The 14,651-nt window shown below is 48.9% G+C and carries 9 protein-coding genes; 3 read left to right on the forward strand and 6 right to left on the reverse strand.

The genetic code is table 11. The annotated features are described in order from the left end of the window. Positions 1-113: 113 nt before the first annotated feature. The 3 genes from AHA_RS22020 to AHA_RS05395 all read right to left on the reverse strand — a co-directional run bounded on the left by AHA_RS22020 (position 114) and on the right by AHA_RS05395 (position 2,377). Complete coding sequence (locus AHA_RS22020) at positions 114-260, reverse strand: hypothetical protein (protein ID WP_011704999.1); 147 nt, start codon at positions 258-260, stop codon at positions 114-116. Positions 261-693: 433 nt separating this feature from the next. Next, complete coding sequence (gene umuC / locus AHA_RS05390) at positions 694-1,953, reverse strand: translesion error-prone DNA polymerase V subunit UmuC (protein WP_011705000.1); 1,260 nt, start codon at positions 1,951-1,953, stop codon at positions 694-696. Next, positions 1,934-2,377: a LexA family protein gene (locus AHA_RS05395; protein ID WP_011705001.1), complete on the reverse strand. Its 444-nt coding sequence runs from the start codon at positions 2,375-2,377 to the stop codon at positions 1,934-1,936. The genes umuC and AHA_RS05395 overlap by 20 nt, the downstream gene beginning before the upstream one ends. 1,160 nt (positions 2,378-3,537) lie before the next feature. Between AHA_RS05395 and AHA_RS05400 the strand changes: the two genes are divergently transcribed. From AHA_RS05400 to AHA_RS05410, 3 genes are read left to right on the forward strand one after another with little or no spacing between them, the layout of a single operon-like run. Continuing rightward, the gene (locus tag AHA_RS05400; protein ID WP_202795498.1) at positions 3,538-4,998 is read left to right on the forward strand and encodes a hypothetical protein; all 1,461 of its coding nucleotides are present in this window, start codon (positions 3,538-3,540) and stop codon (positions 4,996-4,998) included. After that, positions 4,995-6,536, forward strand: a complete 1,542-nt coding sequence (locus AHA_RS05405; protein ID WP_011705003.1) for a hypothetical protein — start codon at positions 4,995-4,997, stop codon at positions 6,534-6,536. The genes AHA_RS05400 and AHA_RS05405 overlap by 4 nt, the downstream gene beginning before the upstream one ends. Continuing rightward, positions 6,529-11,868 carry an ATP-binding protein gene (locus tag AHA_RS05410; protein WP_164927563.1) on the forward strand — a complete coding sequence of 1,780 codons (5,340 nt, stop codon included), beginning with the start codon at positions 6,529-6,531 and terminating at the stop codon, positions 11,866-11,868. The genes AHA_RS05405 and AHA_RS05410 overlap by 8 nt, the downstream gene beginning before the upstream one ends. Positions 11,869-11,921: 53 nt before the next feature. Here the strand turns inward: AHA_RS05410 and AHA_RS05415 are convergent, their stop codons facing one another. From AHA_RS05415 to AHA_RS05425, 3 genes are all read right to left on the reverse strand, one after another. Beyond that, positions 11,922-13,244, reverse strand: a complete 1,323-nt coding sequence (locus AHA_RS05415; RefSeq protein ID WP_011705005.1) for a DNA cytosine methyltransferase — start codon at positions 13,242-13,244, stop codon at positions 11,922-11,924. Between the two features lie 809 nt (positions 13,245-14,053). After that, complete coding sequence (locus tag AHA_RS05420; protein WP_139348859.1) at positions 14,054-14,317, reverse strand: hypothetical protein; 264 nt, start codon at positions 14,315-14,317, stop codon at positions 14,054-14,056. An 87-nt stretch (positions 14,318-14,404) separates the two neighbouring features. Next, positions 14,405-14,626, reverse strand: a complete 222-nt coding sequence (locus tag AHA_RS05425) for a hypothetical protein (protein ID WP_139348858.1) — start codon at positions 14,624-14,626, stop codon at positions 14,405-14,407. Positions 14,627-14,651 lie beyond the last annotated feature (25 nt).

The raw sequence follows: 14,651 nt of genomic DNA on the forward strand, positions 1-14,651 counted from the left end.
TGTCGATATAACCATGGTGCTAAGGGGTCTATACGTATAAATGATAAAATGTTAATCGAGACACAAAGGTTAATTGAGCTAGACCAGCAACGGTCCGACCGAGCTTGCGGTTTTCAGCTCAAAGCTACCGGCTTGAGCTCACCGACAGGGGCGAGGGTATCAGAGCGATAAAGTACCTTGCTATCGCTGTAGGAGCGGATATGCAGTGTATCGGAGGCGACGTTAAACATCACGTCGCTCTGCTCGATGGTCCAATCCATTCCGGCAGCGTGTAGTCAGATATCGAGGGATTGTTGTAGGAGTAAGAGATTGTCAAGGCCATGCCAAGGGTATGGGCCGTAGTGTCGATCAGGTGAGCCATATCTCCTCCAGGAATTGTGAAATGCAGACATGAGCCTGCTAACTCATGGAGGTGATATCGGTTTGAAAGTTTATTAAATGGGATGTATTTGCTATTCAAATTCTTATTCTTTGGGGGGAGTTGCAGCATGATGGTGTTGTGCAACGAACTGCATTGGAGGGGGACGGAGAGAGGGGCGGGGCCAAAAACGAGCAAGGGGTTGGCACCATGATGATGCCAACCCCTTGTTTTGTATGGCGTTCCCGACTGGAGTCGAACCAGTGGCCTGTCCCTTAGGAGGTGTTGGATCCGGACGCGTCAACCATCTAGCCCCAGAGCTAACAGACTTAGGACTACCTCGCCACCGGCAGGTCCTCCCAGCGGGTGGTGTAACAGGGGCTCAAGTGTTCTTGTCGCATCATCCACTCGGCTGACCCCGTGCCTTGACTGGCAAAGCCTACGCGCCCCAATCCCTTGGCTTTGATCTGGTCCATCACGGCCATCAGCGCATCTGATTGAGCGGAGGACGGGGCAAACAGGTCAGCCTGTTGCTGCCCCTTGGGGGTGAACTCACTCAGCATGACCCCACCCTTCTGATAGCGGTAACCGTCGCGCCAAATCTGCGGTAGCAGCACGTTCACTTGCTGCAGCAGCAACCGGGTATCATCGCTAGGGCAGACCAGCCGGATGCCCGCCTGCTCACTGTAGTAAGGGGCTCGTTCATCAAAGGGGCTGGTTCGCACGAACAGGTGCACCCGCTGGCAACACATCCCCTCGGCCCGCAGCTTCTCGGCTGCGCGAGCCATAAAGCCTGACAACGCTTGGGCCATTTCTCCACGGTCAGTCACGCGCTCACCAAAGGAACGGCTCGAGAGGATCTGCAGCTTCGCCGCCGGTTCAACGGTCAGCTCTGCGCAAGGCAGGCCACGCAGCTCCTGGACGATCCGCTCGACCACCACGCCGTATTGGGCGCGTAACCCTTTGGCGTCGCTAGCCACCAGGTCAGCAACGGTGTTGATGCCTTGTGCCACCAACTTGGCCCCCAAGCGCCGTCCTATGCCCCACACCTCATCCACCGGGGTGATAGCCATCAGCCGGGCACGGCGCAGCTCGTCACGCAAGTCCACGACGCCGCCCGTGGCAGGCCACTTCTTGGCTGCATAGTTGGCCAGCTTGGCGAGGGTCTTGGTGGGGCCGATCCCGACCCCTACCGTTAGGCCGGTCCACTGCCACACTCGCTGCCGGATCTGTTGTCCATAGGCTGTCAGGTCCCCGGCAAACGACTCCGACAGTGACAGGAATGCTTCATCGATGGAGTAGACCTCCAGCTCGGGGGCCATGGTCTCCAACGTGCTCATCACCCTGCCAGACATGTCTCCATAGAGCGCGTAGTTGGAGCTGAATGCCACACCGCCATGCGCCTCGAACTGCTCGCGGATCTTGAAGTAGGGCCCGGCCATCTTGATACCCATCGTCTTGGCTTCGGGGCTGCGCGACACCACGCATCCATCGTTGTTGGAGAGCACCACGATCGGGCGGCCACGCAGCTCAGGGCGAAACAGCCGCTCACAGCTGGCGTAGAAGTTGTTTACATCAACGAGCGCTATAGCCATCACGCTGCCTCAGATTGCCAATCACATGGGTGACCACTCCGAACAACTCCAGGGAGAGGCTCATACAAGGGTCGATAGGCGCGAACGCCGGATTGGCTGGCAACAGCCGCAACCTCGGCTTGAGCTGCAAGGTCTTTACCGTGAAGCCGCCATCAAGTAGTGCAATCACCACATCACCATGGCGCGGGGTGAGGCTCTTATCGACCACCAGCAAGTCACCGGGAAAGATGCCGACCCTGGTCATGCTCTCCCCCTCGGCACGCAGATAGAAGGTTGCTGCAGGGTGCGGCACGCAGTGGGTGTTGAGGTCCAGCTTCCCTTCCAGATAGTCGCTGGCTGGGCTGGGAAAGCCACAAGAGGCGCGGTGCAAGAACAGCGGGATGGTCACCTCGGCGGGTGATGGGTCTTGGGTTAACAACGTCATGGCAACAACACCTGTATTTATATACAGTCATTATAGCGCACCACCTTTGAACCAGCGCAAGTCCCGCATGCCACTGATGGCGTACCATGGCGCCAACAAATAACAAAGAGGTCAGTATGAGTCACAATCTGTGTGCCCTAGCGAAAGAACTGCAAGAACGGGTCGAGGTCGAGAAGGCCGTCGCATATGCGGTATGGAAGGAGCGCAACGGTAGGCACGGTAGAATGTTCTGCATCTGCTCTCGTTAAAGCATGGCTATTACACTTTGTTGGGCCATGTAAGAGCGAGTGTAGGGAGAGGGGGTATCTGGTGTGAAATTCCCTTCAAAAAGAATCAGTTTGTAGCAGTGAACTTGCCACAGGGAATAGCTCCTCAAATGATGCGAGCACTCACACTATCTCCCCAAGTCTGTTGTCAGAGTAAATAAAAGCTTTTACCATCAATAAATTACACCCTTGGTGGAGCCAGATGAAGTGGTTAATTCTCAAATAGAAAATTCTTCCTTTCCTGCCGCGCTTGTCGATTGGGCCGGACATCATTCTGGAGGGGTGAAGCGGCTTCTAGACAAAGACAGTGGCCAGCCGAATAGACAGTTACTTCGGACAAACCTACTCGCGAGGCTACAAGATTGGGCTAAAAGACTCTCGGTCGAAAGCGCAAATATCCCGAGAATTGTCCTTCTAGTTGGCGGACCAGGGAACGGGAAAACCGAAGCAATTGAGTCGACCATACACTGGTTGGACAGCAGCCTTGACTGTGAGGGGCGACTAATTGATGAGCTTTCTGCTGAGTTTCACCCCTCAGTAGGCTCTGCCGTCCCACGGCTAGTAAGTGTCAATGCTGGGCGTCTTGCGAAGATCAATACCAGCTTGAGCTTGGATATCGTTCAAGATGCTTCTGCCACAGCTGGACACGAGGGGAGCACAGCATCTGTGCTCCTAATCGAAGAGCTCAGTAGACTGTTAGATGCGCCATCCTCAAAAGCGTATCTATGCTGTGTCAACCGTGGGGTTCTTGACGATGCACTGATTCACGCCATAGACAACAAGCTGGATAAGCCGCGAGCCATCCTCGAGGCCGTTACTCGGGCGGTCAGCTTGGCGTACGACTCACCCACTTGTTGGCCCCTCGAGAGCTTTCCATCGATAGCAGTCTGGCCGATGGATGCAGAATCCCTTTTGGTTAAGCCAGACAACGAAACATCTGCACCAGCAGAAATACTCCTTGGCCAAGCTACTGAGCCTGAAATGTGGCCGGCTAAGGGAACATGTATTGCCGGAAATAAATGCCCCTTTTGTTCCAGTCAGGCAATCCTTGCCAAGGATGAGCACCGGACAGCCCTACTGAAAATATTGCGTTGGTATGAATTAGCCAGTAGTAAGCGGTGGAGCTTCCGAGATTTATTTTCCCTAACATCATACTTGCTGGCCGGGCACCACCCTGCGGTCCATGACCCCGTAGGACACACTCAACAATCAACACCCTGCCAATGGGCTGCGAACCTTATCGATCTTGACCAGAAAGCCGTCACGGTAAAGAAACCCACCAGGCAAGCTCTCACGGCTGTCTTCCATCTTGCCACATCTGGCTATCAACATGCGCTATTCCACCGATGGGATAAGAGTGTGGCAACTTCACTACGCCGTGACATTAAGGAGCTAGGTCTAGAAAAAGAAGTTTCGACTGAGGGGTATCGTACCCTAATGGGGCTTGTTTATTTCTTCGCTGAGCGCAAAGATCACTACCTTCCTGCGACCATTGCGCACTTGTTGGAAGGTCTCGTAGATACTCTAGACCCAGCATTCGCAAGCCCCGATATAGAGGTTGCAGTTAGTGGTCGCAGTACAATTGTGCTTGGCGATCTAGATATGCGTTTCAGTCGTTCCCTCGCAGGTGGCCTTGAGTTTATCCGCAAGTTCCAAGTGCTATCACTAAATGAAGTTGAGCTTCTCAAACGGTTATCAAATGCTGACGTATTACTTTCCACTCCAACTATCCGACGTAAACGGCCAATTGCTGCTAGCCGAGTTCAACATGTCCTCCGTGACTTTGCTTGTCGATTAGTTCGTCGGAGTATATGTACTAGGACTGCGGTAGTTGCAGACTCTCAGATATTGCAGGCTTTCCAGCAAGTCGTCGAAGATAACGACAAACATCAGCACCTCTTCGAGGTCGTAAAGCAAGTCAAGGAGTTGCTGAATACGGGCAAAGAATTCGAGGTGTCGTTAACCACTACTTTTGGGCAGCCGCTCCCTCCACGGCAACGTCAAGCGACACTGATCGTCCCGCTGCGGCAAGTCAAGATGCTAGCCCAGAATATCGAAGGGCGTCCTCGTCCACCTATCTGCTATCTAGGAGTAGGACATGGACAATCAGCTCAACCAATTCCTCTGACTTATGACTTGTTCAAAGCAGTGAAGGAACTGGAAAGGGGATTATCTCCTGCGTCTTTACCACGTACGGTCGTGGCATTACTAGATACAACGAAGGCCAGGTTATCTGGTCCAATTGTTCGAGATGAAGAATTAATAGATGATGCCAAGATTCGCATTGGCTCAGATGGAACAGTTGTTGGTCGTTCATGGAATGGCTTTGTTGCAAGCATGGAGGGGGACGAATGAGCCTTAATGATTTTAAGCAGGCCCCTTGGCGTTTCTCCCACAGGAGTTACCAGAAATCGGCCCTAGCAATAAGTCCTGCACCAGAATATGCGAGTTCGGAAGTTTTACTTGCCTCACTCTACCGAACCATCGGTTTTTCATTTGCTAGTGAAGGAAGCGTACCGCAAGCAGGGCGCGATCTGGACAAACGAATCCAGAAGCTTCGAGAAAAGAGCCAGCTGCCTCCTACTAGTGCAATAGTTGGCATTGACGCTTGGAATACTGTGCTTCACGGAATTTTGGAGAGCCCAAAGCTCCCTAACCAATCTTCCAAGCGATTCCTGCAAGTCACCCCTCTGGTGTCAGGAACCGCACTTTTCTCAGGCTCTGCACGGCTAAGTAGTAACTCCTGGCCAGCGGGCAGCTTAATACGCCGCATGATCTGTCTTGGGTCTAAGGATCAGGAGACAGCAGAGCTACTCTGGAAAAAACTCTTCGAGGCCTTGAGTGTCGATGACAACGACGATGTCTTTGCTCGTTGGCTCGAGCAGGAAACATCTGCGTGGAATCAAGGTGCTGGTGTCTGGACGTTAGCACCAATCCCCGCTGAAGAAATGGCGACACTCGAAGCATCCGACTTCCTTGGCGTTTCGTTCCTTCCAGCTCGACGGTTCACCAAGGATTTGTACGCAATTATGCAGGCGAAAGACGCAATGACTCGCCGACAATGGACTAGCCTGCTCGAAGCGGTGCTTCGTCTAGCCGCGGTTTCTCATGTGACATGGCTCTGCGATGTCCATTCGAGGATCTGGAACTGCTTATTGGCTGCACTTACCAATAACGTTGTTCCTAGCGAGCAAGAGGCAAGGAAGACAATTTTTCCAGATGCCCCCCAGTACATGGCTTACGGAGGAAAAGCTCTCCAAGGAATCAAGGACAAGGTATCTAGCTACCTCACTGCCAGGCTAGGGATCAATACCCTCCTTTGGTCACTCGTACAAATAGGTGCACCTTACGAAGGAGATCTTTCCTCAAGCAAGGGTATTGCAGCGCTTTGTGAGCACATCAAGGCACATCAAACGGCTCTCACCAATGCAGGTACTCTCGTCATCATCTCTGACATCCGCGAACAAGAGGCTCGTGCACTGCTATGCAAAAAAGGTATTGGTTCCAACATGCTAGAGTTTGCGCGACACGTATTAGGTCAACGTCAGGCCGCAGTTCCATTACTCAGGGGATACGATCAGGGATATATCCTCAAAAAGAATGGTAATAGCACTTCTAGCCCATGGGTCGTCTCCCTTGGACCTGTAGCTGTTCTCTCTCTGGTTCATTGTGCGCTTGCTGGAATGGTTGGCCCGCGTTCAATCCATAGACTAGGACTGCATCTCGGGGAATACGGAGTTATTGTGGACAAACGCGATATAGCTAGAAATGACTTGGGACATCAACTAAGAATGCTTGGTCTCGTACTGGATAGCCCAGATGCCGAGAGTGGAATGCTGTTACTGCCACCGTTCTACACAAGCAAAGCGACTCAGAGAAACGAACATGAATAGACTTGCACAGTGGCTTGCATCCATTGTCCGTGAAAAAGTACAGGGGGCAACACACGGACTAAGTGGCAAAAAATTTGAGTACCGACTGATTTTCAGAGGTCCACCTCTAGAAATCCTCGACATGGTCTACAACGAACTTGTTCGTGATGGTGGAATTCAAGTCAGATCTGGAACTGGTAATAATCTGGAGACTTTACCAGTACTTCTCCAGTGTCCTATTGACCACTTGAAAGATAATAAGCCCCGAATCGGGGAGTCTTGCAAGTGCGATAATGACCACCTGCTAAATGTCAGGAATGACCCAAACAACTCTAGTTTCGTAGCTTTAGTGCCAGCGGGCCAACACAATAACCTATCGATTGAATCCTCAACTGACGTATTTGGCATGAGCGCAGATGTTGAGAAATGGTGGGAAGATGGCTTTGTACAGAGGGCAATCAATGAGGCTTTGCTCGTCGCCGGAATAAATGATTCACAGAGAGATGATGCGAAACAACTAATACGTGCTGCTACAGACGCCGTCGATGAGGTAGATCCTGATCAAGCTAACCACATTGCCGCATGGCGAATGTTATCTCGTATATATTCGATAGCAGCGTCCCACCATGGCCTCCAGTCTGGAACGGCACTGGCATTAGCTTGTGGTTTACCGCCTATGCAAGAAGGCGGAGTCTCGGCGAAAGCCCAGCTCTCAACCCTTAGGAAAGTTGCTGATGAGCTTGCGGATGGCTTCAAGACTGGCATCGAACGTCTTGCGCAAAACATTTCTGAAGAAGTTGCACAGGCACTGCGCGAACTTCTCGTTCACCTTCAAGCAAGTTGCGATGTACCCACGGCCTTCGAGCGAGCCACAGAGGCTTTCTACATTCCAGAATCGACTCTGGAACTAGCCTCCCCTCCATCCTGGTGGACGTTATTAACTGTAGAGCAGTGGAATGATTTGCTAGACGAAGGTCCTGAGGAGCTCGGAGAAATCAGTATTCGCTGCACAAACAGCATTATTTCAGCGACCAAGGGCTTACCAGCAGTGGTTCGTGATAAGGTTGAGCTAGAAATCATCTGGAATGGGAATGATAAACCGCAAGAGTTCCTGTTAACTGGCGGTTCATATGGCAAAGCACCTGCATCTTTGCCAGCTGACCAGAGTGGAACAACTCACCACACCGACTTGCTACCACCAACCCACAAGACACCTATATCTTACAAAGTCACCTCGGTGGATTGTAAGCCAGCAAGTGTGCGCGTCATATCTTTGATGAACTGGAAACCTGGAATCCTAGTAACTTGCAGGTTGGCGACAAAACTATCACCACCAAAGAAACCACGTAAGAACACCGCTGCGATTGACTGGGAAACTTCACTCTCACTACCTGGCTCTGGACGGTATGAACTGCGTCTCCACGTATCACCAGGAACAACTATTGGTAAGTTGGAAGGAACTCCAGACGATGCTACTGAGCTTGAGGAGCAATCGCAGCACTTTGTTGCTCGGCTGGTTGGACAAAACGAATATTTGTTAGAGGTCGAAGCTGACGGCAAGTATCAGTTGGACATCGGTTTTACCCCGTCAGGTGAGCTTCCACTCCACTGCAGAGTTTACCTGACTTGTGAAGAGGCAAAAGAGGAAGGCTGTCGGAGCGAGTTTGAGCGCCTAATTAAACTAAACCGCAAACACCTCGAAAAGTTTGACACTAAGGCCGTTGTCCATCTTGACCGGAATGCCCGTTCTTCAAGTTTGCAGTCATGGATACTTGAGGAGCAGAACGTAACCAAATCGTTCAGACCTTTGGTGATCGCTGATGACTACGCTTCCCAATGGGCCCCCCCTAATTGGGATGATCCTTGTGGTCCAATACTTTCTCGGGGGAAATTTCTACACGATCCACGCCCCGACATCCTGAGCTTCCTGCCTCCGAAAGGGTTCGTGGAGAGCCGCCAAAAGATTGCAGAATACATACGAGGCAGTGATGACCAGTCGGGGCTTATGGAGTCAGCTCCATTAGGTGCATGGCTATCGAGCAACCAGGAGTTCTGTGCACTGACAGAGGAATATCTTGAGGCATATATGTCTTGGCTCGAAACCGATCCTGACACTGCCTGCTGGATAGATACCGTTACAGTCTTCTCGCTAGATTCAGACGGCCGAACTCTTGGGAGAGCTCCGGATGCAATAATCATGTCTCCCCTGCATCCACTGCGGCTTGCCTGGCATAGTCTCGCTCAGAAAGTTCTGCGAGATGAGGTGGAAGGTGACTCACCATGTCCTTGCCCTGCAGCGAGCATCCTTGATCCTGATTGCGTTCCCGATCTACTGACACTTTCAATACAGTCTCCGGGCGGTGTTGATAGGATCGATTTTCTATCCGTTGAATGTAGCTCAGACTACTGGTCTGTTCTATGGAATGGTTCTCGATTAGGTCATTTGCCGGAGAGGACCCTGCGCCCTCCATTTGATAATTCTTTCGGACTGACCGTTGGCGGTATTTCCAGTGGATTCAGTCCAGCTCAGGTTTCACGTGCGCTCGACGATGTCACTGATCTTCTGGCAGCAAAACCGATCGTCAGTCTGGTTGTCTCAAGTGCTGGTGGTACCACTGATGCATGCAACGAAGGATTAGCAAACTGGTGCACTAAAAGGTTTGGTAACGGGGAGTCAAGCACCCCGAAACACGGGGTCGGCGCGAGAATTTTGGAGGTGTTTGATACGAGGCAGACCGGCAGGCCTGACCAGGCCACAATCGCGAACCTCTCAGAGGACACAGGCAACCACGTACGCTGGTATGATAAGCAACCGGTTGGAGCAAAACCTGACTTGGGCATCATTGCCCAACTAGATTCTGCACAACCTGAATCTAATGAAGTAGGTTCGCTCTCTCCAATGGGGACTGGCGGATTAATCAGACACAGAGTCAGGCGCCAGCTTCTGGGCTCATTCTTGAATGAATCTCGCCAAGGCCTTCAGATGCCGCCTTCCGGTGAACCATTCGCTGACAAAGTTTCAAAATGCATGCTCATGGTAGAAAAACTGAGGGACGGCAAGGTAGGTCTACAATTTTCGCCTAATGTCCATGCAGTATCTGAAATGCTTGAAAAAAATAGTGCCGGTTATGTTGCAATCTCATCTTCGGCAGTTGATCCTGCCTGTTTTTTGGGGGGGTGGATAAAAGGCACCTATCTTTGGGACTACGATCTTCCCTCGTACTCTCACCGTGCAGGAGATACCAGCGGTTACTACCTCTTGTCACAGGTCAAGCAAGCCGATCTTGATGCCTTGCGTGGAGTTTTGAGGCCACTTCCTGAGTGTTCTGAGCTAGAAGACGGTAAAATTGAACAGATCCTCCTCGAGGTTGCTAGAAGGGGGATTCCCACCGTGCGTGGCCTATCTGGAGATGATACCGGAGCCACGGGAGATCTTGGTCTTTTCCTTGCGGTCCGACTTCTTCAAGACCAGTTCCGAGTAGAAGGCAACATGAACAGCCTGCTACCAGTGCTTGATGGCACACCTGATGATGCTACGATTGCAATAATCGTCCCCGTCGACCCATTCAGAGGCTACCTTGCAGATCTTGCACGTTCTCTCGGCAAGGGGCTTAAGGATTCACCTCTGTCACGCCCGGACTTACTTGTTATCGGTGTACGGGTTTGTAGCAACAGAGTTGGAATTCATCTGACGCCCATTGAGGTCAAGTGCCGCCAGAGCAGCGTATTTGGTGATGCAATCGACGCTCTCTCCCAAGCGAAGGCTCTATCTACACTTCTACTGGCTATCGAGAAGCAGGCTGGCAGCTCTGTTGCATGGAGCCTAGCTTATCAACACCTGCTGCTTTCGATGGTTGGATTTGGTTTGCGTGTCTACAGCCAACATCAGGCAATTGAAGGGCAGGCTGGCCGCTGGGCCGATTATCACGAACGTATCGCTGCAGCGATCCTCAGCTCTGGCTCGAGGCCTAGTATTGATACAAGAGGACGGCTCATTGTAATTGACAATTCGCCAGAGAGCGGTGCTTACGATCGTGATGGCGACAAATACAGTGAGACAATTGTTATCTCGAAGAGGGATGCAAGTAAAATCGTAGCAAGCAATGATGCACAGCAGTTCTACGATAGTGTGCGTGCTAAAGTTGGTGATTGGGGACTTATTCCTTCAGTTGCTGATGATGCATCTCCCACTGAGTTAATAAATAATGATGTAACACCATTGAATAAATATTCAGGGAGTGGAATCATCCTATCTGTTGGTAATACAGTAGATGGTTTTCAGCCTCGCCCACTAGTCTTGAATATTTCGGACACTCGGTTGAACCAGTTAAATATTGGAGTTGTGGGTGATCTTGGAACAGGAAAAACCCAATTCCTTAAGTCGTTGATCATGCAAATTTCTCGAGCGAGCCAAGAAAATCGTGAAATAAAGCCAAAGTTCTTGATCTTTGACTATAAGCGCGACTATAGCATTCAGGATTTTGTTGATGCGACAGGCGCTAAGGTAGTAAAGCCCTACAGGCTTCCTCTAAATCTCTTCGATACTACGGGTATGGGCGAGTCTTCTGCTCCTTGGCTTGATAGGTTCCGATTCTTCGCTGATGTTCTCGGAAAAATTTACTCAGGTATGGGCCCAGTGCAGCTTGGAAAACTAAAAGAAGCGGTACGTAATGCCTACGAAAAATGTAATGCATCGGATCGTCAGCCAACGATCTATGATATTCATCATGAGTATAGAGAGATTCTTGACGGAAAATCAGACTCACCGATGGCAATTATTGATGACATTGTTGACATGGAGATTTTTACCAAAGAACCTTCTGAAGCAATTCCATTCGAAAAATTTTTTGATGGTGTGATAGTCATATCGCTAGACTCTTTGGGGCAGGATGATAAAAGCAAAAATATGCTTGTTGCTATAATGCTTAATATGTTTTATGAAAATATGCTAAAAACACCAAAACGCCCTTTTATTGGTGTTACTCCACAGCTTCGAGCAATAGATTCATACTTGCTTGTTGATGAAGCAGATAACATTATGCGTTATGAATTTGATGTGCTCAGAAAATTATTATTGCAAGGCAGAGAGTTCGGCACTGGGGTGATCTTAGCGTCTCAATATCTTCGCCATTTTAAAGTGGGGTCAACAGACTATCGAGAGCCATTACTTACATGGTTTATCCATAAAGTACCGAATGTCACTCCTGCAGAGCTTGGTGCCCTAGGATTTACTTCAGACATTACAGATTTATCTGAGCGAGTAAAAACACTCCCAAATCATCACTGCTTATATAAATCGTTTGATATGTCAGGAGAGGTTATTCGTGGATTACCATTTTTTGAATTAAAATAATAGAATGATTTCCCCCAGACCATAAAATGGTCTGGGGGATGGTGTCACGTGCGTTAATTAAACTGTTGTTCAGCCTTTTCCTCTTGTTTTTTTTCATTATTGACTGGGCTTGTTATTGGCTCAATATAACTAAGCAAAAGCCGGCCCATTGCTTCCCCTAAAAGCGGTGGAACTGCATTACCTACTTGAGTGTATCGAGGGCAAGTTAATTTCCTCATTTTCCCTCCGGTAGTGTATGCACTCTTAAAGGAGAACCAATCTGGAAATGATTGCAGCCTTGCATTTTCTCTAACAGTAAGAATTCTTGGCTCAGAATAATGAAGAATATCATCTGGTAGGGTTGTAACTGTTGCAGACGGTAAGTCAGGATGCAAGGGCGTCAATGAATGCTTTTTCATTTTCAATGAATCTCTAAACTCATTGCAAATTGTAGTCCCTTTTGTGCAAATTTTTAATATAAGCTCAAACCGTTCACTTACTGCTTTCGTGTGACGAGGAAGTCTAAGGCTGTTTGGCTTTTCATTGGTTAAACCATCTCTTAGTAGTTTTATGTAATTGTTAATTGTCTTAGGTGGTTTATAATCCAACTCAAAGAATCCAGTTTGTCCAGAATCAGTATTTTCTATAAGCTTCTTTTTTTTATTTTTTGAATCAAATATTTCTAAATCGTAAATAGCATCCTTAGCTGAGACAGGTGAATTTGAATTCAACCCCTTCATATTGAGGAAATTTAATCTAAATGCATCAATATCTTCAAATGGGTTAAACAAATCGCTAGGTACACCAAATTTAGCAATCAAGATAAATCTCGGGCGTCTTTGTGGAACGCCCCAATCAGAACTTGTTATGACTTTGTATGAGACGCCATAACCCAGTTCTTCCAGTTTTTCTTTGACAATTTTTGAGTACGGCTCACTTCCTTCACCGCGCCCCTTTGTGAACTTTGTATTAAATCCTCTAACGTTTTCTAGTAACAATAACTTAGGCTTGACTAAGCGAACAACATCAATGTATTGCTCTGCGAGCTTATTCCTGGGGTCGTCCGGGTCTCTTTTCCCTGCTAGAGAGAAGCCTTGGCATGGTGGACCACCGACAATTAAGTCAACCTTCCCTGCGAGTAAGGAGAGATTACCTTTGTGATTCTCTAATAGAGTATCAACAGTCATGTTTGATTTCGGTAGCCAATTGGGCCAGTCGTAGGTATAGCGCCCCCCTCCCAGAAGGTTATGTTGCAGTGTCTCAAACGCACCACTTGTTTTTTCTATAGCAAAAAGACCTTTCCACCCAGCCTGCATCAGGCCTAGAGACAGTCCACCACACCCTGAAAATAAATCGATAAATGTCCCTTGCTTCTGCTGGGAGGGAAGTGAGCTCATTGATGGTGCCTTTGTGCAAAATCTAACGTGATAAAATTTGTGTCCAGGATATGCATAGAGCTTTGAAAGTCAAGATTTAATACTGTATGTTTGATCATGTATTTAGGTTGTTTTGCAACGTTGATATGCAAGCTACTGTTTTGCCGACCTCTGAGGTGTCCTGACAAAATCGGATAGCCCCATTTCACGGCGCTGCCCAGCGTGGAACTCCTCAGTCACCAGTCGCCTTGCAATGGCACTGAACCATGGTTGCGTCTTGCAGTTAGTCACCAGGGGTAATCGCTTTGAGTCCCATCTTTTCTCTTGTTGGTGCGGCGATAGTGAGCGTTGACGCCAGTGATAGAAGCCTGCGTGAGAGAGTTCTAGAGCATGACAGATAATGGAAACGGGATAGATATCATGCTGTTTAGCTATCCATGCCTATTTGGCAGTGATTCCTGAGCAAAGTACGCGGCGGTTTTTTCACGATGTCGCGTTCTATACTGGCTTGTGCTACCACTTTTCGTAGCCGAGCAATTCGACCTTCAGTTCCGTGACAGAGCGACCTTCCGGGGCCGATTGGTGGCAACGACCCCCGTTGGTCAATATGCCTTTAGTCAGTCCAAGTCTTCAGGCTGCTTCGTCTGATTGAGTCCTTGTTCCAAAATCAGTCGAATTGTCTCTGCGCGAAACTTTTGTGAATAGTGTCTTCTTGATGATATTTAATACCACCGATGGTTTCATATTAATGTTCGGGGCTGTCTGTAAAACTCAATAGGTGTCAGCTCTACGTATACCTAATTAAATTTCAGTTATGATTCAGTTTAATTCTATTTAAGTGGGGTGGCAAGAGTATTGGTAATATAGGCTTCAATTTCATGAAACTCACCTGAAAATAAAAGTCTTTCGACTCTATCTTCATCTTTGCATCGAAATTTAATGACTTCGTAGCATGAATTATCCTCGTTTTCAAAAATAACTATTCCATCTTCTGTAGTTCCGCCTATCAACCAAGTCTGAAAGATCCAATTAGCAGATAAGCCTATCATTGGAAAATATTTGTTCAGCGTTTCAGTTGTATTGTTGGGTTCCATTTCGTTTACCTTTTTTAAGTTAATCCAAAGGATTTGCTTAACAGCTTGGATGGTATTGCATAGTTGCTGTTCATTCTCTTGTCGTACTTATTGTAACAATAATTTGTGAGTGATAGTGATGCCTTTGGCTAGTTTCTGGCGTGCAAATTGGTTGGTGATGGTCAATTGATCCTCTTCGCTAATCAGAGCAACGACGAGATAGGTGCCGGGTTGCTCCCCGGCGATCAGTTTGTGATGCAGCATGATGGTAGATACGCCATCGCCCCACTGCATGGGAAGCGGTAGGGTAGGCGAGGTGGTTAACGACAACAATCAGCTCGAAAGGTCAACAGCC

The sequence above is a fragment of the Aeromonas hydrophila subsp. hydrophila ATCC 7966 genome (assembly GCF_000014805.1).
GTDB classification, from domain to species: Bacteria; Pseudomonadota; Gammaproteobacteria; order Enterobacterales; family Aeromonadaceae; genus Aeromonas; species Aeromonas hydrophila.